The 19,878-nt window shown below is 55.8% G+C and carries 18 protein-coding genes; 6 read left to right on the top strand and 12 right to left on the bottom strand.

From position 1 onward, the window contains the following. Positions 1-113: 113 nt before the first annotated feature. The 7 genes from AC6I6N_RS06415 to AC6I6N_RS06385 form a co-directional block, all read right to left on the bottom strand. A complete protein-coding gene (locus tag AC6I6N_RS06415; protein WP_094197249.1) occupies positions 114-731 on the bottom strand; it encodes a Maf family protein in 618 nt (205 codons plus the stop codon). A gap of 23 nt (positions 732-754) precedes the next feature. Continuing rightward, positions 755-1,225, bottom strand: a complete 471-nt coding sequence (rlmH, locus tag AC6I6N_RS06410) for a 23S rRNA (pseudouridine(1915)-N(3))-methyltransferase RlmH (RefSeq protein ID WP_094197248.1) — start codon at positions 1,223-1,225, stop codon at positions 755-757. 245 nt (positions 1,226-1,470) lie between these two features. Then, on the bottom strand, positions 1,471-1,875 hold the full coding sequence (gene rsfS / locus AC6I6N_RS06405; protein WP_094197247.1) for a ribosome silencing factor: 405 nt from the start codon (positions 1,873-1,875) through the stop codon (positions 1,471-1,473). Between the two features lie 8 nt (positions 1,876-1,883). Beyond that, complete coding sequence (nadD, locus tag AC6I6N_RS06400; RefSeq protein ID WP_094197246.1) at positions 1,884-2,501, bottom strand: nicotinate (nicotinamide) nucleotide adenylyltransferase; 618 nt, start codon at positions 2,499-2,501, stop codon at positions 1,884-1,886. Continuing rightward, positions 2,492-3,397, bottom strand: coding sequence for an oxygen-dependent coproporphyrinogen oxidase (gene hemF, locus AC6I6N_RS06395; RefSeq protein WP_094198390.1), 906 nt, complete (start codon positions 3,395-3,397; stop codon positions 2,492-2,494). Before hemF ends, nadD begins: the two co-directional genes overlap by 10 nt. Before the next feature lie 21 nt (positions 3,398-3,418). Continuing rightward, positions 3,419-4,708: a phosphoribosylamine--glycine ligase gene (gene purD, locus AC6I6N_RS06390; protein WP_094197245.1), complete on the bottom strand. Its 1,290-nt coding sequence runs from the start codon at positions 4,706-4,708 to the stop codon at positions 3,419-3,421. Positions 4,709-4,756: 48 nt separating this feature from the next. Continuing rightward, the gene (locus tag AC6I6N_RS06385) at positions 4,757-5,488 is read right to left on the bottom strand and encodes a YebC/PmpR family DNA-binding transcriptional regulator (RefSeq protein WP_026483044.1); all 732 of its coding nucleotides are present in this window, start codon (positions 5,486-5,488) and stop codon (positions 4,757-4,759) included. 139 nt (positions 5,489-5,627) lie between these two features. On the opposite strand from AC6I6N_RS06385, the gene AC6I6N_RS06380 reads away from it, so the two are divergent. The 3 genes from AC6I6N_RS06380 (at position 5,628) to AC6I6N_RS06370 (ending at position 9,268) form a co-directional block, all read left to right on the top strand. Then, the gene (locus tag AC6I6N_RS06380; RefSeq protein ID WP_094197244.1) at positions 5,628-7,130 is read left to right on the top strand and encodes a helicase HerA-like domain-containing protein; all 1,503 of its coding nucleotides are present in this window, start codon (positions 5,628-5,630) and stop codon (positions 7,128-7,130) included. Continuing rightward, positions 7,130-8,068 (top strand): 2-hydroxyacid dehydrogenase, encoded by a 939-nt coding sequence (locus AC6I6N_RS06375; RefSeq protein WP_094197243.1) that lies wholly within the window; start codon positions 7,130-7,132, stop codon positions 8,066-8,068. Before AC6I6N_RS06380 ends, AC6I6N_RS06375 begins: the two co-directional genes overlap by 1 nt. A 129-nt stretch (positions 8,069-8,197) precedes the next feature. Next, entirely contained in the window at positions 8,198-9,268 is a 1,071-nt protein-coding gene (locus AC6I6N_RS06370; RefSeq protein WP_094197242.1) for a tartrate dehydrogenase, read from the top strand. A gap of 4 nt (positions 9,269-9,272) precedes the next feature. Here AC6I6N_RS06370 and AC6I6N_RS06365 read toward each other — a convergent pair whose 3' ends face one another. Further along, positions 9,273-10,133 carry a DMT family transporter gene (locus tag AC6I6N_RS06365; protein ID WP_094197241.1) on the bottom strand — a complete coding sequence of 287 codons (861 nt, stop codon included), beginning with the start codon at positions 10,131-10,133 and terminating at the stop codon, positions 9,273-9,275. A 149-nt stretch (positions 10,134-10,282) separates the two neighbouring features. Between AC6I6N_RS06365 and AC6I6N_RS06360 the strand changes: the two genes are divergently transcribed. Then, the gene (locus tag AC6I6N_RS06360; protein WP_162496897.1) at positions 10,283-11,269 is read left to right on the top strand and encodes a quinone oxidoreductase family protein; all 987 of its coding nucleotides are present in this window, start codon (positions 10,283-10,285) and stop codon (positions 11,267-11,269) included. Between the two features lie 258 nt (positions 11,270-11,527). On the opposite strand, the gene AC6I6N_RS06355 is transcribed toward AC6I6N_RS06360, so the two are convergent. Continuing rightward, positions 11,528-12,553: a class 1 fructose-bisphosphatase gene (locus AC6I6N_RS06355; protein WP_094197240.1), complete on the bottom strand. Its 1,026-nt coding sequence runs from the start codon at positions 12,551-12,553 to the stop codon at positions 11,528-11,530. After that, complete coding sequence (gene pepN, locus AC6I6N_RS06350) at positions 12,550-15,228, bottom strand: aminopeptidase N (protein WP_094197239.1); 2,679 nt, start codon at positions 15,226-15,228, stop codon at positions 12,550-12,552. The genes AC6I6N_RS06355 and pepN overlap by 4 nt, the downstream gene beginning before the upstream one ends. Positions 15,229-15,391: 163 nt before the next feature. Between pepN and AC6I6N_RS06345 the strand changes: the two genes are divergently transcribed. Continuing rightward, the gene (locus tag AC6I6N_RS06345; RefSeq protein ID WP_094197238.1) at positions 15,392-16,039 is read left to right on the top strand and encodes a DUF4136 domain-containing protein; all 648 of its coding nucleotides are present in this window, start codon (positions 15,392-15,394) and stop codon (positions 16,037-16,039) included. Between the two features lie 93 nt (positions 16,040-16,132). On the opposite strand, the gene AC6I6N_RS06340 is transcribed toward AC6I6N_RS06345, so the two are convergent. Next, a complete protein-coding gene (locus tag AC6I6N_RS06340; protein ID WP_094197237.1) occupies positions 16,133-16,480 on the bottom strand; it encodes an H-NS histone family protein in 348 nt (115 codons plus the stop codon). A 527-nt stretch (positions 16,481-17,007) separates the two neighbouring features. On the opposite strand from AC6I6N_RS06340, the gene tldD reads away from it, so the two are divergent. After that, positions 17,008-18,468, top strand: coding sequence for a metalloprotease TldD (tldD, locus tag AC6I6N_RS06335; RefSeq protein WP_497943323.1), 1,461 nt, complete (start codon positions 17,008-17,010; stop codon positions 18,466-18,468). A 163-nt stretch (positions 18,469-18,631) separates the two neighbouring features. Here tldD and yddG read toward each other — a convergent pair whose 3' ends face one another. Continuing rightward, positions 18,632-19,543, bottom strand: coding sequence for an aromatic amino acid DMT transporter YddG (gene yddG, locus AC6I6N_RS06330; RefSeq protein ID WP_497943322.1), 912 nt, complete (start codon positions 19,541-19,543; stop codon positions 18,632-18,634). Positions 19,544-19,878: the final 335 nt, after the last annotated feature.

The raw sequence follows: 19,878 nt of genomic DNA, 5'->3' as shown, positions 1-19,878 counted from the left end.
TGAGTGTATATACCAAGAAAATATATACTAAGATCAAAATGGAATAAAAGGATGGGACTGGGCCTTGCCTGGATAGTTCCCCATGCCTGTTCTGATTCGGTCGTTTCTTTGGTTCAACCGAGGGCGCGGATTTTCAGGTTAGCCAATTCCAGTAAGCGATAGGTTTCGTGTACAGGCAAACCCATCACGCCGGTATAGCTGCCACTCAAATGGCTGATAAATGCGCCACCCAGGCCTTGAATGCCATAGGCTCCGGCTTTGCCCATAGGTTCACCGCTGGCACAGTATTCTGCAATTTCTTGTTCGTTCAGGGTTTTGAAGCTGACTTCGCTAATGCTGATGCTTTCAAATTCCACTCCACCTACGCCCAGGGACAAGGCTGTCATCACTTTGTGACGGCGGCCCGAGAGCTCGCGCAAGATACGTGCGGCGTCGTCCAGATCCGCAGGTTTGCCAAAAATGTCTTCGCCCATGCAGACCGTGGTGTCGGCACTTAAAATAGCGCGTTCTTGATCCAGGCTGCTGTTCTGTACACGCCATTCCAGCGCGCGCAGCAGTTTGTCGCGGGCGGTACGCCGAACATAGTCCAGCACGGCCTCTTGTTCCAGACGGGGTTCATCCTCGCCTGGAGGGCTGGGTACATTCAGGACCTCATGAGTAATCTGGATGCTGTTGAGCAGGTCGTGGCGGCGCGGGCTGGCAGAGGCCAAGTAGATGGGCTGAAAAGGCATAGAAAATCAGAGCTAAAGAAGATTCAGGCGCGGTGATAAGGATGCCCGGTCATGACGGACCAGGCGCGATACAGTTGTTCGGCCAGAAAAATGCGTACCAGAGGGTGGGGCAGCGTCAGGGAGGACAGGCGCAGCATGCCGTGGCAACTTTGCTTCAAGGTTGCGTCCAGCCCGTCCGGGCCTCCGACCAGAATCGCAATATCCTGACCACTGCTGCGCCAACGTTCCAGTTCCTGGGCTAGCTTGACGGTGGTCAGGTCCTTGCCGCGTTCGTCCAGAGCAATACGCATTGCCTGGGCGGGGATGGCTGCTTCAATACGTTTGGCTTCAGCCTGCATCATCTGGGCAGGTGTTTTGCCGCTGGTACGGGGCTCGGCCTTGATTTCACGCAGTTCTATGGCGCAGTCCTGGGGCAGGCGGCGAGCATATTCCTGCCAGCCTTGTTCTACCCAGTCGGGCATACGCTGACCGACGGCAATGACAATGAGTTTCATGAAATGTCGTACAAGAAAAAAAGCCCCCACGTTGCGCCTTCGGCTTGCGCTCCCCCTCGCGGCCTGTATGCCGCTCGGATTTGCCTGATACACAGCCGTTCCCAATGGGCTTCTGTGTGTCCGGGCTCATCCCCGATGGGGGGCGTTTTTTACCGGGGGTGCCGAGTCTTGGGGTGGCCCGGCGGTAAAAAAAGGCCGCATCATAAGCTGCGGCCTGGGTGTTGCCGACAGGCAGGAGCAAGAGCTTAGTCTTCGTCTTCGTCGGCGCTGGCGAAAAAGCCAGTGGGTGGAACCTGGCGCGATTGCGGCAGCAGTTCCACTTCGACAGGGCGCTCGCCCCAAAGTTCTTCCAGGTTGTAATACTGGCGGATGGCGGGCTGCATGCAATGCACCACAATGTCACCCAAATCCAGCAATACCCATTCGCCGGTGTCCTCGCCTTCATGGGCCAGAACGTCGACTTTGTTTTGACGTGCTTTATCAAACACGTTCTGGGCCAGAGCGCGGGTTTGCCGGTTGGACGTACCACTGGCGATGACCACACGATCGAACAGGCCGGTCATGTGGGTAGTGCTAAAGACCTTGATGTCTTGAGCTTTGACGTCTTCGAGGGCATCGATGACGAGTCGTTGAAGTGTTTCTATATTCATAAAAAGAACTATACAGGGCGCACCTGTGGGTGGGAAAGATAGAGCCGTTTTTTGTCAATGTATTGAGCGACTTCTTCCGGGACCAGGGCGGTGATGTTGTCACCGCGCTGCACTCGCTCCCGAATTTGGGTGGCCGAGATGTCCATGGGCAGAAAGTCGATCTGATGTAAACGGCGCTGAAGTCGACTCAGCTCCTGTTGCAAGGCTGCGGGCGTTTCCACAGGACTGCCGGGGCGCTGGGCCACCGCCAGCTCGACGTATTCAAGAATTTCCTGCCAGTCGTTCCAGCTGCAGAAATTATGCAGTTGGTCGCTGCCTAAAATCCAGTAGTACCGCGACCCGGCAGGCAAGCTGCGCACCGTGTCTATGGTGTAGGTGGGGCCGCCGCGTTCGATCTCTACGGGGTTCACTTGCAGCCCGTGGTGGCTTTGGGTGGCCAGCTTGGCCATGGCCAGACGGTCCTGGGTGCTGGCACCCAGGGCGTCGCGTTGCCAGGGCTGGGCAGCGGGCAGCAGTTGAACCTGATCCAGCTGCAATTGCTCGAATGCAGCAAGAGCCAGTGCTATATGGGCTTTATGGATGGGGTCGAAACTGCCACCCAAGAGCCCGACTCGCTTTAAATCCATTCGCGAGGCACCAGGTATTGCGCCAACGCCGCTTCCGGTGTGCCAGGTTCGGGCGACCAGTTGTAGCGCCAGTTTGCCTGGGGAGGCATGGACAGCAGGATGGATTCCGTACGCCCCCCTGATTGCAGACCAAACAGGGTGCCGCGGTCAAAGACCAGATTGAATTCGACATAGCGGCCACGACGAATGGCCTGGAAGTCCCGATTTTCCTGGGTGTATTCCTGATCCATGCGGGCACGCACGATGGGCACGTAGGCATCGGTAAAGGAGTTGCCCACGGAGCGGGTCAGGGCAAAGCTGGCTTCAAAGCCGGACTCGTTCAAATCGTCGTAGAAAATGCCGCCAATACCACGGGTTTCGTTGCGATGCTTCAGATAGAAATACTCGTCGCACCAGCGCTTATAGCGCGGATAGTAATCCTCACCATGTGGGGCCAGGGCATCGTGGCACACCTGATGGAAATGGCGGGCATCGTCTTCGTGCAGGTAGTAGGGCGTCAAGTCCATACCGCCGCCAAACCAGAATACATCGTCTTGATCCGCTGTCTGGGCCTGGGCCACAAACATGCGTACGTTCATGTGCGTGGTGGGCACAAAGGGATTACGCGGGTGTATCACCAGCGAAACACCCATGGCCTCCCAGGGGCGTCCGGCCAATTCAGGGCGGTGGGCGCTGGCCGAAGGAGGCAGGGTGTGGCCTTTGACATGGCTGAACAAAACGGCAGCCCGCTCGAACACGGGGCCGTTCTCCAGCAGGCGGGACAGACCGCCACCGCCTTCTGGACGATCCCACTGGTCCGACTCGAAGGGCGTACCATCCAGTTGCTCCAGAGTGTCCACGATGTGGCTTTGCAACTGACGGAAATAAGCCTGGACGGTATCAATGGGTAAAGACATGAAAAGACCTTGCTGCGACAATCAGGATTCGTTGCTGGGCAGGGCGCGCCAGCCAATATCGGTGCGAAATTGCTTGCCGTCGAAATGCGTTTGGGAAATGGCCTCGTAAGCGGCTTCCTGAGCGCGACGGATGGAGTCGGCCATGGCGGTCACGCACAGTACGCGACCACCAGAGGTGACGACGGTACCGTCTTTCATTTGAGTGCCCGCATGGAAGGTGATGCACTCGTCGGTGTCTTTCGCAAACTGGGTGATGGCATCACCGGTACGAGGCTCTTCGGGGTAGTTGGCCGCAGCCAGTACTACGCCAATCGCGGTACGACGATCCCATTCGATAGTGGCCTCGTCCAGCTTGCCAGCCAGAGCCAGCTCGAAGGTTTCGGTCAGATCGCTTTTGATGCGCATCATGATGGGCTGGGTTTCAGGGTCGCCCATGCGGCAGTTGAATTCCAGCACTTTGATCGGACGGGTTGCGTCCGGACCATCGTCAATCATCACGCCAGCGTACAGAAAACCGGAGTAGGGCAAGCCTTCCTTGGCCATGCCTTGCATGGTGGGGTGAATGACTTCGCGCATGATGCGGTTGTGCAGCGTAGGACTGACGATAGGGGCAGGGGAGTAAGCGCCCATGCCACCCGTGTTCGGGCCTTGATCGCCGTCTTTCAGACGTTTGTGATCCTGACTGGTGGCCATCGGCAGTACATGCTTGCCGTCGCACATCACGATGAAGCTGGCTTCCTCGCCGGTCAGGCACTCTTCCACGACCACGCGGGCACCGGCAGCACCAAAGCGGCCATCGCCCAGAATATCGTCAATGGCGCTCAGTGCTTCTTCCAGCGTGGTAGCCACGATCACACCCTTGCCAGCGGCCAGGCCGTCGGCCTTGACCACAATGGGTGCGCCTTGCTGGCGGATGTAATCCTTGGCGGCGTCCGGGTCGGTAAAGGTTGCGTAGGCGGCTGTTGGAATGTTGTGGCGCACCATGAAAGCCTTGGCGTAGTCCTTGGAGCTTTCGAGCTGCGCAGCAGCCTGGGTGGGACCAAAGATTTTCAGGCCGGCCGCACGGAAGGCGTCCACAATGCCAGCGGCCAGAGGCGCTTCCGGGCCAACGACGGTGAAGGCAATTTTTTCTTGCTTCACAAAGGCAATCAGTTCCTGGATATCGGTGATCGCCAGGTTTTCAATACGTTCGGCACGTGCGGTACCGCCATTGCCCGGGGCAACGTAGACAGTCTGTACGCGTGCAGATTGGGCCAGGCGCCATGCCAAGGCGTGTTCACGGCCGCCGCTGCCGACAACAAGTAGCTTCATAGTGATGAGTCGGGCAGGGCCCGCAAAGAGGAGTTTTCAGGAATCAGGTTATTCGGCTTCGTCCATGACAGCGGTGGTGTAGACCTCTTGGACATCGTCCAGGCCTTCCAGTGCGTCCAGAAGTTTTTGCATTTTGACGGCATCATCGCCGCTCAGTTCGGTCTCGTTCAGGGCTTTCATGACGACACCCTCTACTTCGGGGGTCAGACCGGCTGCCTGGAACGCTGCTTGCACAGCTGGGTAGTCCGTGGGAGCGCATAGCACTTCGATCAGGCCTTCTTCATCCGTCACGATGTCGTCGGCACCGGCCTCCAGGCCGATCTCCATAATCGTGTCTTCCGAGGTGCCTGGGGCGAACAGAAACTGACCGCAGTGGCGAAATTGAAACACGACTGAGCCGTCCAGACCCAGATTGCCGCCATTTTTGGTAAAGGCGTGACGCACATCCGAGACCGTGCGCTGACGGTTGTCAGTCATGCAGTCCACAATCACGGCAGCACCGTTAATGCCATAGCCTTCGTAGCGAATCTCTTCGTAGTTGGCGTCGTCTGCCCCGCCTGCGCCGCGCTGGATGGCGCGCAGAATGTTGTCTTTGGGCATATTGGCCGCGGTTGCCTTGTCCCAGGCCATGCGCAAACGTGGGTTGGACTCGGGGTCAGGGCCGCCGGCACGCGCGGCCACGGTGACCTCACGAATGATCTTGGTCCAAAGTTTGCCCCGTTTTGCGTCCTGACGACCTTTACGGTGCTGAATATTCGCCCATTTACTATGTCCGGCCATAAAGTATTACCAATTCAGTAGACTACGTTCAAAGAAAAACAGATCTATTTTAACCTGTCTGTGCGACAAGGCCCGAGCTTGGGCGAAAGTCGCTAGAATCTAGGCACTTGGCATTCTATCCGGAAGAGAACAAACAATCATGGCCGATCCAATTTTGCTTGCTCAAAACAGCAATACTCCCATTTACCTGTTGCCTGCTCTGGCTAACCGGCATGGTTGTATTACGGGGGCGACAGGGACAGGAAAAACTGTCACCTTGCAAGTACTGGCCGAGGCTTTTTCCCGGCAGGGAACCCCGGTTTTTCTGGCCGATGCCAAGGGAGACTTGAGCGGAATTTCTCAGGCTGCCCAGCCCAATCCCAAATTGCAGGAGCGTCTGCAAAAGCTGGGGCTGCCTGAACCGGCCTGGGGCGCCAATCCGGTTGCTTTCTGGGACATTTTTGGCGAGCAGGGCCATCCAGTGCGCGCCACCATCTCCGACATGGGGCCTTTGCTGTTGGCCCAGATTCTGGAACTCAATGACACCCAGGAAGGAATATTGAACATTCTGTTCCGGGTGGCTGATGATGAAGGACAGCTGATTCTGGACTTGAAGGATTTGCGTGCCTTGCTGCAAGACCTATCGGATCGTGCTGCCGAGCTGCGTAATCAGTACGGCAATATTGCTGCCGCTAGCGTAGGGGCCATTCAACGGGCCTTGCTGCGCCTGGAAACCCAAGGGGCGGATCGCTTCTTTGGGGAACCCGCCCTGGATGTGATGGATTGGATTCGTACCGACTCTGCCGGGCGCGGCATGATCAACGTGCTGGCCGCCGACAAGCTGATGCAATCGCCCCGCTTGTACGCGGTGTTTCTGTTGTGGATGTTGGCTGATCTGTACGAGCGCCTGCCGGAAGTGGGCGATCTGGACAAACCGCGTCTGGTTTTCTTTTTTGACGAAGCCCACTTATTGTTTACAGGTGCCCCCAAGGCTTTGCTGGAAAAAGTCGAGCAGGTCGTGCGTCTGATTCGCTCCAAAGGCGTGGGTATTTATTTCGTGACACAAAACCCGCTGGATATTCCTGATACCGTTCTGGGCCAGTTGGGTAATCGGGTTCAGCACGCTTTGCGCGCCTTTACGCCGCGTGATCAGAAGGCTGTCAAGACAGCAGCGCAAACGATGCGCCCTAATCCCGGTTTGGATATTGAAGCGGCGATTACCGAGCTGGGGGTGGGGGAGGCTTTGGTGTCCATGCTGGATGCCAAGGGCATTCCCACGCCTACCGAGCGTGCCTGGCTAGTGGCTCCAGGTAGCCGGATTGGCCCGGCCACTGATGCCGAGCGACAGGCGGTTCGACAAGCCTCCTTGTTCGGCTTGAAATATGACCAGGCTATTGACCGCGAATCCGCCTACGAGGTGCTGGCCAAGAAAACAGCGGACGCTGCCGCCAATGGTGCAGCAGGCGCCACACAGGTCGGCGCACCAGCAAACAAGGACGATGGCTTGATGGGCGTGGTCAATGACTTTCTATTTGGATCAACAGGGCCGCGCGGTGGCAAGAAAGACGGTTTGGTGCAAAGCATGATTAGAACCGAGACCAAACGGGCTGCCACTAAAGTGCTGCGTGGGGTATTGGGCTCTTTATTTGGAGGAAAACGTTAATGCCCTTGCAACTGCCGCATTTAATTATTGCCACCGCACGGCCATCAGAAACCACACGTTGGGCGGACGAATTCCGCAAAGCCTACCCTGATTGGAAAGTTGACGAGTTCGTAGCGGGTCAGCCCAGCACCGGGGCGACCTACGCCGTGGTGTGGCAACCGGATACGGCCTTGTTCAAGCAGGAACCTACGCTGCGCGCCACTTTCAATCTGGGGGCGGGCGTGGATGCGGTGGCAGGCCGTATCCCAGCCGAGATGCCTTTGTACCGTCTGGAGGACGCGGGCATGGCCGAGCAAATGGCCGAATATGCCTTGTATGGTGTACTGCGTGCCGTGGGTCGTTTTCAGCCCTACGAAGAGCAGGCGCGCGAGGGCAAGTGGAAAGCCTATCGCCCGATTGATCGTCGGCAGTGGCCGGTAGCCGTCTTGGGGCTGGGCGCAATTGGCAGCAAGATTGCCAAGGTCATCGCCAGCCTGGGCTATCCCGTGCGTGGCTGGTCGCGTCGTCTGCATGAAGCGGACTTCCCTTGCTATGCGGGTGAAGAGGGCCTGAAAGCGTGCGTCTCTGCCAGCCGTATCCTGGTCAACGCTTTGCCACTGACGCCGCAAACGGAAGGGCTGATCAACCGTGATCTGCTGTCGAATTTGCAGCCTGATGGTTTTTTGATCAACGTGGCTCGTGGTGGACATTTGGTCGATGCGGATGTGCTGGACGCGCTCAAAAGCGGTCATCTGTCAGGCGCTTTGCTGGATGCCTTCACCCAGGAGCCGCTGCCTGCGGATCATCCGTATTGGGGCATTCCTTCTGTGATGGTTACGCCGCATATTTCGGGCATCACCGTGCGAGAGCTGGCGCTGGAGCAAATTGGCTCACGTATCGAGCTTTTGCAGCAAGGTAAACCAGCGGCCGGACGAGTGGATCATAGTCAGGGTTATTAAGCGTTTTCAAATTGAGGGCCAGTCTGCCAGCACGGTGGAAGCTGACAGGCTGCCTGCTGTTTCGTGAACGAAGCAGTGCTTTTTCAAAATAAGGCCATTGCGGCCAGCTAAAACCACAAGGATAGAGGAATGAGTAAAGTTCATCGCATTGCCGTGATCGCGGGAGACGGGATCGGCAAGGAAGTCATGCCTGAAGGGCTGCGTATTTTGGAAGTGGCTGCTCGTCGTCACGCCATCAATTTTGATTGGAAAGTGCTGGACTGGAGCTCGGACTACTACCAGAAGCACGGCACCATGATGCCGTCAGATTGGAAAGTCCAGTTGATGGATACCGAGGCCATTTTCTTTGGTGCCATGGGCTGGCCTGATCTGGTGCCTGACCATGTTTCTCTGTGGGAGTCCTTGTTTAAATTCCGTCGTGAATTTGATCAGTACATCAACTTGCGTCCCGTGCGTTTGATGCCCGGTGTGCGTTCGCCGCTGGCAGGTCGTGAACCTGGTGATATTGATTTCTTTATCGTGCGCGAGAATACCGAGGGCGAGTACTCCAATAGCGGCGGCATCTTGTTTGAAGGCACGCAGCGCGAAGTGGTCATTCAGGAAAGCGTCTTTACCCGCACCGGTACAGACCGTGTCTTGAAGTTCGCTTTTGAACTGGCTAAAAAACGAGGCAAGCACGTCACCGCCGCGACCAAATCCAACGGTATTTCGATTTCCATGCCTTGGTGGGATTCCCGCGTGGCCGCCATGGGCGAGCAATACCCGGATGTGAAGTGGGACAAGTATCACATTGACATTCTATGTGCTCACTTTGTGCAGCACCCGGACTGGTTCGATGTGGTGGTGGCTTCCAACCTGTTTGGCGATATCTTGTCCGATCTGGGCCCGGCATGTACCGGCACCATCGGTATTGCGCCGTCGGCCAACCTGAACCCTGAACGTGTGTTTCCATCCTTGTTCGAGCCCGTGCATGGCTCGGCACCGGATATCTACGGCAAGGGTATTGCCAACCCGGTCGGTCAAATCTGGAGTGGTGCCTTGATGTTGGATTTTCTGGGCTACCCACAGGCAGCGGCCGAAGTAGTGCAAGCCATTGAGCAGGTGTTGGCTAATGGTCCGCGTACGCCCGATCTGGGCGGCCAGGCGAGCACCTCAGAAGTCGGTGCTGCCATCGCCCAGACTTTGGAAGCGATGGCCTAAATCCTTAGTTGGACTTGGGTGGGCGCAGGCCTGCCCAAGTGATGGCGCCAATCATGATGGCACCGCCCAGCAGCGCACGGCTGCTGGGGTACTGAGCGAAGAGCAGTGCCGCAAAGGCAATGGCGTAGACGGGCTCCAGGGCGATCACAATCCCGGCGCTGCGCGCATTCAGAACGCTGAGTGCAGAGACCAGCAGGTAGTGCGACAGCGCTGTGCAAAACACTCCCAGCAGGGCAATCCAGAACCAGTCTAATAATGTGCTATCGCCCAGCAGCGGTATGGCAAAAGGCCAGCACATCAGGGCGACAAACAGGTTCTCCCACCAGGCCACTTGCTGTGCCGACAAATGTTTGGCAGCGCGGCGGTTGATCAGGGTGAACATGGCAAAGGTAAAACCGGAGGCAATGGCCCAGGCCAAGCCGATGGTCGATTGATCCTGAAAGTCGAAAGAGGGGGTAACCAGCAACAAACCGACGGTGACCAAAGCCAGAATGATCCATTCCGATACCGTGACGCGCTCTCGCAATACGGCCCATTCGCACAGGGTAATGAAGGCCGGGAAGCTGGCAAACCCCAAGGTGGCAATGGCCACGCCGCCTACTTTGACGGCCACAAAAAAAGTGGCCCAGTGAATGGCCAGCATGATGGAGGCCATAAGAAGGGTACGAAAGTCCGCAGCTTTCATGCCTTGCCCCAAACCGCGTCCTTGAGAGCGGATACTGATAAACAAGGCCAGGACCGCAAAGCTGGCCCGGCCAGCGGTGATCAGCATGGCGCCGACCTGGATGAGTTCACCAAAAATACCGGTCAGTCCGAACAGAACGGCGGCCACATGAATGGCTGCCAGAGCACGTCCATGCGTCATGGAAAGCGATCCGAGAAAAAAGAGTGAAATTTACGCTATTCTGGTGCTTTAGATCAGCCAGCGATAGGGCAGCGGGGTCGGGCAGGCAATACGTGTAAGGCATTATTCTAAGACATTGCAACGGGCCCCCTCATCAAAGGAGTAAAACAATGACGCAGATGGTTAAGGCGATACGGATTGAACGTAATGGAGGCCCGGAGGTATTGCAGTGGGCTTCGGTAGAGTTACCTGCTCCGCAGGAACAAGAAGTCACCATACGGCAAAAGGCGGTGGGTTTGAACTTTATCGATATTTATTTCCGTAATGGCCTCTACAGCCATCCCTTGCCCCATGGTTTGGGGTTTGAGGCGTCTGGCATTGTGGAAGCAGTCGGTTCGGGTGTCACGCACCTGAAAGTGGGTGATCGCGTCGCTTACGGTCAAAGTCCCCTGGGGGCGTATGCCCAAGCACGTAATGTACCTGCCGACCGTGTCGTGCGTATTCCCGATGCTGTCTCTTTTGAGCAGGCCGCAGCCATGATGCTGAAAGGTCTGACTTGCTGGTACTTGCTGCGCCAGACTTATCGTGTGCATGAAGGCCAGACGATTCTGTTCCATGCCGCTGCCGGTGGCGTGGGTTTGTATGCCTGCCAATGGGCGCGTGCCTTGGGTGTGAAATTGATTGGTACGGTTTCCGGCCCCGAAAAAGCAGCACTGGCGAAAGCGAATGGTGCTTGGGAAGTGATTGATTACTCCTATGAAGATGTAGTGCAGCGTGTATTGGAACTGACCAATGGCCAAAAAGTGCCGGTCGTTTATGACGGTGTGGGTAAAGACACCTGGGAGCGTTCGCTGGATTGCTTGCAACCGCGTGGTTTGATGGTCAGCTTTGGCAATGCTTCCGGCCCGGTAACCGGTGTGAATCTGGCGACTCTGGCCGCCAAAGGTTCCTTGTATGTGACTCGTCCTGTTCTGGGGGCTTATGTGCCGACACAGGAAACCATGCAGGCCGCGGCAGATGAGATGTTCGAGCTGGTTTTGCAAGGCAAGATCAAGCCGCTGATTGGTCAACGCTTTGCACTGGATCAGGTTGCTCAGGCGCATGAGGCTTTGGCGGGTCGTCGCACGACGGGGTCTACCGTTTTGACACTGGATTAAAGCGGATTATCGGGTGTAGAGAGTGATGAGCAGATAGTCTTTGTTCAGCGCTGTGCTTGAGACCAGAGGTGTGCTTATGAACCACTCATCTGCCCTTGTTGGCTTTACGTCATTTCCCAATTTACCTATCTGGTAGTTGAAAAGACGTGCTCAGCAGTCAGCCTGAATAGTTTGCCTTCTAAAAAAATGGCCTCCAGATTGGAGGCCATTTTCATTTCAGCAAAGCAACGGTGTCCGCTGGCGAGCAGCGGATAGAAGTCACCCTTGCTCGTGGTATTGGCGCACGCGCTCGACCTCGTTGCGCGAACCCAGAATCACGCCAATGCGCTGATGCAGTTCTGTGGGCTGCACGTCCAGAATGCGCTGTGTGCCGTCAATCGACAGGCCACCAGCCTGCTCGACCAGGAAGCTCATGGGGTTGGCTTCGTACATCAAACGCAGCTTGCCTTTGCGACCGGAGGCGCGGGCATCACGGGGATACATGAAGATACCGCCACGGGTCAGGATGCGGTGTACATCGGCCACCATGGAGGCGATCCAGCGCATATTGTAGCTTTTACCCAGTGGGCCTTCTGGGCCTGCCAGACAGTCGTCGATATAGCGTTTTACCGGGGCTTCCCAGTGACGCATATTAGACATGTTGATGGCAAATTCAGCGGTGTCCTCAGGGATGGTGACTCGCTCAGTGGTCAATACCCAGGAGCCCATTTCCTTGTCCAGCGTGAACGCGGCCACGCCGTCACCCACAGTCAGTACCAGCATGGTTTGTGGGCCGTAAATGGCATAACCGGCCGCAACCTGGCGCACGCCGGGCTGCAGGAAGTCCTGCTCTTCGATGACGCGGTCACGCGCTTCAGGCGGTACGCTCAGCACCGAGAAGATCGTGCCAATGGACACGTTCACGTCAATATTGGATGAGCCATCCAGCGGATCGAACAAGAGCAGGTTTTCGCCCTTGGGGTAGTAGTCGGGGATACGGTGCAGGGTGTCCATTTCCTCGGAGGCCATGGCAGCCAGATTGCCGCCCCATTCGTTGGCTTCCAGCAGAATTTCATTGGACAGGACGTCCAGTTTTTTCTGAACTTCACCCTGGACGTTCTCGGAGTCCAGAGAACCCAGAACGCCGCCCAGCGCCCCTTTGCTGACGGCATGGCCAATGGCCTTGCACGCGCGAGCCACGGTCTCCAGTAGTAGGCGCACGTCGGCGGTGACCGTTTTTTTCTGGCGCTGTTGCTCCACCAGATACTGAGTAAGGTTTTTCTTCAAGACAGACTCCGAGGTCAAAGAGTTAATGCTTTATGTACGATTTCGGCCACATTGCCCGACAGGCCGGGTTCGGCCTGAATACGCTCCAGCGCTGCCTTGAGCAGGTCGCGGGCTTCGGGTTCAAAGCGGGCCCAGTTATCAAACACACGGGCCAGACGGGCAGAGATTTCCGGGTTGAGCTTGTCCAGGGCAATGACTTGCTCAGCCCAGAAGGTATAGCCTTCGGGCGTGTGTACCGCCTGCATATTATTCATGCAAAACTGGAAAATCAGAGAGCGAGCGCGGTTGGGATTGCGCATCGAGAAAGCCGGATGCAGCATCAAGGCGCGCACTTGGGCAACTTGTGTGCTGGGGGCGGTGGCCTGCAAGCTGAACCAGCGGTCCAGCACCAGGGGATTGTCTTGCCAGCGCTGGAAAAAGTCATCCAGGCCGTCTTGGCGATCTTCTTGGTCGCCGTAGTTCACCAGCGCACTTAAGGCACCCATGCGATCAGTCATATTGGTGGCCTGATCGTATTGATTGCGTGCCAACCGTGGGCCGGTACTCACACCGGCAACCAGCAGATAATTCAGAGCCAGATTGCGCAAGGAGCGCTGGCCTGCCTGCAAGGCGTCTGGGCTGTAAGGAGCCTGTTCCAGGCTCAGGTACTGGTACAGCTCTTGCCAGTAGGGAGTCAGGGCCAGACCCAGTTCACGTTGGAGTTGACGGCGGGCTTGAACAACGGCACGCGGGGTCATGGGCTGGGTCTGTTCCAGCAATTCACGCTCGCTGGGAAGGGACAGGATACGGGCCTTGTAAGCAGGGCTTAAGGCGGGGTCTTGTACCAGCGCATGCCAGGTTTGCACCACGGTCGCCAATTGTGTGGCCGAAGGAGTGCGTCCCGAGGCCGAGGACAAAATCAGACGGGTAGCCAGCAACTGCGCCGCTTCCCAGCGTGCAAATGGATCCGTGTCGTGGCGGGCTAGCAAAGCCAGCTCGGAATCCGGACGGTAGTAGTCCACCCGCACGGGGGCAGAGAAATTGCGCAGCAGGGACAGAACCGGAGCGTCGGGAATCTGCGTGAAGGTCCAGCTTTGTTCCGCTTCAGTGAAATCCAGCACCAGCGTATCGCCTTGCTGATCATCCAGGTGCAGGGTTAAGGGAGCGCCTTGTTGATCCAGCATGCCCAGGGCAAAGGGGATATGCAAAGGGGGTTTGGGCGTGGATTTGTTTTCAATCCCAGCGGGGGCATTGCTTTGGCGCAGGGTCAGCGTAGCGGTCTGGGTGGCGGGGTCGTGTTGCAGGCTGACCTGAACGCGGGGAGTGCCGGCCTGCTGATACCAGCGTCGGAACTGTTCCAGGCTGCGGCCAGGCTTGACTTGGCGATACACGCTGTCCATGCTGTCCACGAAATCATCGCACGTGACCGCTTGGCCGTCATGGCGCTTGAAGTATTCACGAATGCCAGCCTGAAAGTTTTCTTCGCCCAGCAAGGTGTGCTGCATGCGAATGACTTCAGCTCCTTTCTCGTAAATCGTGGCGGTATAAAAGTTGCTGATTTCCTGATAGCTCTCGGGACGGATAGGGTGAGCCATCGGGCCGGCATCTTCAGGAAATTGGGCCGCGCGCAAGACGCTGACATCATCAATGCGTTTGACGGCACGAGCGCTGGCAGCTTGAGGGCCGTCCAGTCCTTGCGCCAACATGTCTGCCGAGAACTCCTGGTCGCGGAACACCGTCAGGCCTTCTTTCAAGGAGAGCTGGAACCAGTCGCGGCACGTCACGCGGTTGCCCGTCCAGTTGTGGAAATATTCGTGACCAATAACGGCTTCGACGGCGTTGAAGGACGCATCGGTGGTGCTTTGTGCATCGGCCAGCACATAGGCGGAATTAAAAATGTTCAGGCCCTTGTTTTCCATCGCGCCCATATTGAAGTCGCGAGCGGCCACAATCATGAAGCGGTCCAGATCCAGTTCCAGGCCGAAGCGTTGCTCATCCCAGCGTACTGAATGCTCCAGGCATTGCATGGCCCATTCTGTTTTATCGCCGTCACCACGATCGCAATAAACCTGCAATAGGGCAGGCTGGCCATTGGCCTTTTTGATTTCACGCTCGCGTACATCAAAATCGCCGGCCACCAGCGCAAATAAATAAGAAGGTTTTGGAAAGGGGTCTTCCCAGATAGCTTGAGTACGGCCATCGTCCAGTGTGGTGCTTTCCAGCAAATTGCCATTGGAGAGCAGATACGGGTAGCGCTTGGCATCGCCACGCAGCACCACTTCATAGCGGGACATCACATCGGGGCGGTCCGGAAAGAAAGTGATACGGCGAAAGCCCTGGGCTTCGCATTGAGTAAATAGGTTCTGGCCCGAGATATACAGGCCCATCAGCATGGTGTTCTCTTGGGGGCGGCAGCGGCTCACCAGTACCACGTCAAACTCTGTGGCCGCCGGCGAGAGCGTCAGGCCCTGCTCATCAAGCTGGTAATCCTGGGCGTTCAGGGCGACGCCATTCAGACTGATTTCAATGAGTTCAATGTCTTCGCCATCCAGCACCAGGGGGCGGATCTGGCCATCCCGGCTGCTGGCTCGAAAAGCCAGACGAACCAAGGTTTGCTCGGCCGCCAAATCAAATTCCAACCGTACCTTTTCTATTTGATAGGGGTAAGGTTGGTAATCGTGGCGGGAGATCGTGGGTAAGGTGTCTGTGCGCATGTGATCCTGGTCCGACAATCGAAAAAGATGGTCTATTGTAATGTTGTTTGAACGCCCACACTGAGCGCCAGAAACAGGCAGTACACTAATTGTTCGCCAGCGCTGTGGCGCTGCCATTAATCGGGCTTGAACGTGCAAGCGAAAAACAAGCAAAGGTGAAACGATGAGCTTATTTTCTGAAGGGGCTTCCTGGCGCGCCCTACGCCTGATGGGCCTGGCATTCGCGTTGTTGACTACGGCTTGCGCTGCGCCTAGCTGGTCTGCCAAATTGACGCGTTATCAGCAATGGCCCACCACCACCAGTGGCGATACGTATTACATCAAGTCCTCGCCAGACAAAAGCGGCAGTTTGCAATACCAGTCTTTTGCTGATTCTGTGCGGGCTTCTATTGGGGTGACAGGACTGGTGCAAGCCCCTGATCTGAAATCGGCGCGTTTCGTGGTGCAAATGGATTATGGCAATCCGCAGGAGCAAAGCTGGGTGCCGCAATTTGCAGATAGCTTTTATGGCCCATCCGCATGGGGAATTGGTCGCGGCTATTATGCGCCAAATGATGGCTGGGGCGGCGGTTTCTTTTATTCTCCGAATGTAGTGAATGTTCCTGTCACTATGTATAAAAATTATCTAAATGTAATTATTACGGATAATCAAAACTCGGGCGCGGAAGTGTATCGCGCCACCGCTGTGTCGTATAGCCATTCTGACAATCTGGACCAGCAGATGCCTTTTTTGTCCCAGGCCATATTTGATGGTTTTCCCGGTAATAATGGACAAGTGATTGATATCCGATATCCATTACCTCGAGATTGAGTCGCTAGAACCCCGATATTATGTAGGGGTTTTAGATCAATAAGAAAGGGACCGCTTGAAAAGCGGTCCCTTTCTTTTGTTTGGTTTCCAAGCTTATTTGATAAGAAACTCTTCACGGCTGCGGCCATTGGCTTCTGCATCAATGATCCAGCGTGGTGGACGACCACGGCCCGTCCAGGTGTCTTGGGTGCCGGGGTGGCGGTATTTGGGAGGCAGGCTGGTTTTGGGACCATTGGAGCTAGCGCCAGCGCCGCGACGGGCAGAGTTTTCCAGAGCTTCAGCAACTTCTTCAATCGTGATCTCGTTGTCTTGCATGGACTTGACGATAGACGCAATGACAGGACGACGCTGTTTAACTCTAAGGGATTTCATCTGCTTTTGCAGACGCAGAATCTCTTTTTCGATCTTCTGCTTTGCGGAGCTGTAAGTTTCGACTGACATATAGGATTCCTGTTTCATGTTTGTAGTTATCTGATAAACCCTGCCTGCACAAGCTCATGTTTATCATGTGAAAGCAGTGTACTTTGATTTTCTTGAAAAGATAAGTGGTTTGGATAAAAAATAAACCCTTAATCAAAAAGGTGTTTGGTTTTTGTAATTATTTAAGGGTATTAGACGATTCTATGGCTCTTGATTAATTAATCTAATCAGGGGTTATCATAAAACCGAATGGGTTTATACCAAAACCATATGGGTTCATTTCTAATTAGACGGGTTTTTAAATAGTTTTAATTCCGTATCAGAAAATGTCGTAAGTAGAATATTTGAACCGATTGCTTCAATCGGCTGATTTGGGGGGGGGAGGGGCGTAAATGGCCTGATCCGTACGTGGGCATCGCATACGGTGGCACATTCTGTTTTAATGCTCAGATGGACGGAAGCCAAGTTGATGTCAGCACGTCTATTGGTACCCATTTTCGTCCCTTGCAGCCATGGGCTTGCCGGGGATCTGTCAGTAGGAATAAACGATGAAGTTAGTTGATCCGGCTATCAATGCTCTGGAATGTGCCCGTGGACTGTTGCTTGACCCCTGGGGTCTGGACGAAAGTCATTTGTCTGGCGCGCTCGGTGAGATCTTCACCCATCAGGCCGACTACGCCGATTTGTATTTTCAGTACACCCGTAGCGAAGGCTGGGCGCTGGATGAGGGGATCGTCAAAAGCGGCAGCTTTTCAATCGAGCAGGGCGTGGGTGTGCGTGCATTAAGCGGCGAGAAAACCGCGTTTGCCTATTCGGACTCCCTCAGTCCCGAGGCGTTGCTGTCCTCGGCCCGTGTGGTGCGTTCGATTGCACGCCAGGGCGGTTCGGGTAAAAGCGGCATTTTGGTGCCGACCGATTCACCGCGCCCCCCCTTGTATACCGGCACGGACCCTATCGCCAGTTTGCCTGCCCCTGAGAAGGTGGCTTTGCTGGGAAGGCTGGATGCTTTGGCGCGTGCGGCAGATTCGCGCGTGGTGCAGGTCATGGCCAGTCTGGGGGCGGAATACGATGTGGTGCTGGTCGCTGGTAGCGATGGCCGGTTGGCAGCCGATGTACGTCCCTTGGTGCATTTGTCCTTGTCGGTCATTGTTGAACAAAATGGCCGTCGTGAACGCGGCTCGGCAGCCGGTGGCGGGCGGGTTGACCTGTCCTATTTCTCTGACGATATGCTGCGCAGTTACGTGGACAAGGCTGTGCGTTCTGCCATGACCAATCTACAAGCCAAACCGGCACCCGCTGGGCAGATGACGGTGGTTCTGGGGCCGGGCTGGCCAGGCGTCATGCTGCACGAAGCGGTAGGCCACGGTTTGGAGGGCGATTTCAACCGGCGAGGCAGCAGCTTGTTCTCGGGCCGTATTGGCCAGCGCGTGGCCTCTAAAGGCGTGACCGTCATTGATGATGGCACCTTGGAAAACCGCCGTGGTTCCTTAAATATGGATGACGAGGGCAATACCACGCAACGTACGGTTTTGATTGAAGACGGTATTTTGAAAGGCTACTTGCAAGATACCCATAATGCGCGCCTGATGGGGACGGCCATTACGGGTAATGGCCGCCGTGAATCCTACGCCAGCCTGCCCATGCCGCGTATGACCAACACCTTTATGTTGGGCGGCGATAAGGATCCTCAGGAAATTATTGCCTCGGTTAAAAAAGGTTTATATGCCGTAGACTTCGGTGGCGGCCAGGTTGATATTACTAGCGGTAAGTTTGTTTTCTCCGCCTCGGAAGCCTGGGTGATTGAAAATGGGAAACTGATGTACCCCGTTAAAGGGGCCACCCTGATTGGTAGCGGACCCGATGCCATGAATCAAATCAGTATGATCGGTAATGACATGCACTTGGATTCAGGAGTGGGTACTTGCGGTAAAGAAGGTCAAAGTGTTCCGGTTGGGGTAGGGATTCCTACCGTGCGGATGGAAAACCTGACTGTGGGTGGAACCGCCTGATTTAATTTGCTGGCTAATCAAAACCAATAAAAAGACCGCCCGAAGTTGAATTAACGGGGACGGTCTTTTTTGATGCCGCTTTTATTGCAGCGCAGCACATTGCTTTTAGTTTTGATTTTTGCGCGGCAGTCACAACGGTGTTGGGATTAATGAGTATGGTTTTTCAGACAGTGCCTGTCACCGGCCTGGGTTTGCGCACGCGAATGGCCCACCAACACAACAGGGCCCCCGAACACACCATGGCCGAGCCTTGCCAGAAAGTCAGCGTCAAGGGGGCTTGCAGCAAAAAGGTGGACAGGACGGCTGAAATGACCGGAATAAAGTAAGAGGCGCCGGCCAGTATGGTGACATTGCCATGCAAAATGCCCACGTTCCAGGCGGCATAACCAAAGCCCATCGCAATGGCAGCCAGCAGCAAATACAGTAAAGCGGGCACTGTGAACGTGATGGCAGGCGCGCCTTGGATCAGGTATTTCATCCACAGGGCCGCTGCTGTCAGCATGAAAAACAAGGTGATGCCATTTTTTCCCTGGGCGATGCGGGCGGTCATGGTGCTGTAGCCGGCCCAGATCAGTGCACCGCTAAAGGCCAGGCCGTAGCTCAAGGGATTGTCCTGCACATTCAGCCAGATGTTGTGCAGACTCAAGCCTTGTTCACCGCCCAGAATCCAGCTGATACCCATCATGGACAAGAATAGGCCCGGCGCAATCAGCCAGTTGGCTTTTTGCTTATTGAACAAAATAGCGGCCACGATGGTGAAGGTGGGCCACAGATAATTGACCATCCCCACTTCAATAGCCTGCTGGCTGTTATGAGCATAGCCAATCGACAGGGCAAGGCACAGCTCATAACAGACAAACAGGATGCTGCCCCAAAGCAGGTAGCGGCGAGGGAAGTCTCGTAGGCGCACCCAGCCCACCGATAACAGCAGAAAGACGGTAGCCAGGGTGTAAATCAGAGCAGTGCCACCGGTGGCGCCAAGATAGTCGCTGACGCTGCGTATCAGACCGACTATCGTGCTCCAAAGGACAATGGCGATCAGTCCGGTCAGGGTGGCCTTATCAGATTGCTTCATGCTGGTTTTACTGTCTGCCAGGCGCACCGTGGGCAGGTCGTGGCTTTACTTGGCCGAGACGGTGATGGGTTAATGGGCTGGGTCTGTATCAGGCTGTGGCAGTTTGCAAGCAGGATTCTGATGCAGCGCCCCTGCCTTGCTTAAAGACAGACCGATCCGCCTCGGTAAAGGCGCATGACAGTGTACTGTAAGCTGTGTATCGTCTTGGCGCGATCAGGGCGAATAAAGGGATAGGGCAGGGCATTTTCCACATTTTGCTGGCCCGCTCAATAGGGGGGCGGGTACTTACTTTTTGGGGTTTTAAGTCGGCTCTGCGTGTTTACGCTCCGTATGAT

Source organism: Alcaligenes sp. LTN-3, from assembly GCF_059735605.1.
This window is presented reverse-complemented; position numbering and strand designations above follow the sequence as displayed.

Bases quoted from the DNA above. Each gene is read 5' to 3' on its own strand.
- yddG (WP_497943322.1), bottom strand. From the start codon at position 19,543: ATGAAGCAATCTGATAAGGCCACCCTGACCGGACTGATCGCCATTGTC.
- rsfS (WP_094197247.1), bottom strand. From the start codon at position 1,875: ATGAATATAGAAACACTTCAACGACTCGTCATCGATGCCCTCGAAGAC.
- AC6I6N_RS06375 (WP_094197243.1), top strand. From the start codon at position 7,130: ATGCCCTTGCAACTGCCGCATTTAATTATTGCCACCGCACGGCCATCA.
- purD (WP_094197245.1), bottom strand. From the start codon at position 4,708: ATGAAGCTACTTGTTGTCGGCAGCGGCGGCCGTGAACACGCCTTGGCA.
- AC6I6N_RS06360 (WP_162496897.1), top strand. From the start codon at position 10,283: ATGACGCAGATGGTTAAGGCGATACGGATTGAACGTAATGGAGGCCCG.
- rlmH (WP_094197248.1), bottom strand. From the start codon at position 1,225: ATGAAACTCATTGTCATTGCCGTCGGTCAGCGTATGCCCGACTGGGTA.
- AC6I6N_RS06415 (WP_094197249.1), bottom strand. From the start codon at position 731: ATGCCTTTTCAGCCCATCTACTTGGCCTCTGCCAGCCCGCGCCGCCAC.
- AC6I6N_RS06380 (WP_094197244.1), top strand. From the start codon at position 5,628: ATGGCCGATCCAATTTTGCTTGCTCAAAACAGCAATACTCCCATTTAC.
- AC6I6N_RS06340 (WP_094197237.1), bottom strand. From the start codon at position 16,480: ATGTCAGTCGAAACTTACAGCTCCGCAAAGCAGAAGATCGAAAAAGAG.
- AC6I6N_RS06345 (WP_094197238.1), top strand. From the start codon at position 15,392: ATGAGCTTATTTTCTGAAGGGGCTTCCTGGCGCGCCCTACGCCTGATG.
- hemF (WP_094198390.1), bottom strand. From the start codon at position 3,397: ATGTCTTTACCCATTGATACCGTCCAGGCTTATTTCCGTCAGTTGCAA.
- AC6I6N_RS06385 (WP_026483044.1), bottom strand. From the start codon at position 5,488: ATGGCCGGACATAGTAAATGGGCGAATATTCAGCACCGTAAAGGTCGT.
- AC6I6N_RS06365 (WP_094197241.1), bottom strand. From the start codon at position 10,133: ATGACGCATGGACGTGCTCTGGCAGCCATTCATGTGGCCGCCGTTCTG.
- nadD (WP_094197246.1), bottom strand. From the start codon at position 2,501: ATGGATTTAAAGCGAGTCGGGCTCTTGGGTGGCAGTTTCGACCCCATC.
- AC6I6N_RS06370 (WP_094197242.1), top strand. From the start codon at position 8,198: ATGAGTAAAGTTCATCGCATTGCCGTGATCGCGGGAGACGGGATCGGC.
- pepN (WP_094197239.1), bottom strand. From the start codon at position 15,228: ATGCGCACAGACACCTTACCCACGATCTCCCGCCACGATTACCAACCT.
- tldD (WP_497943323.1), top strand. From the start codon at position 17,008: ATGAAGTTAGTTGATCCGGCTATCAATGCTCTGGAATGTGCCCGTGGA.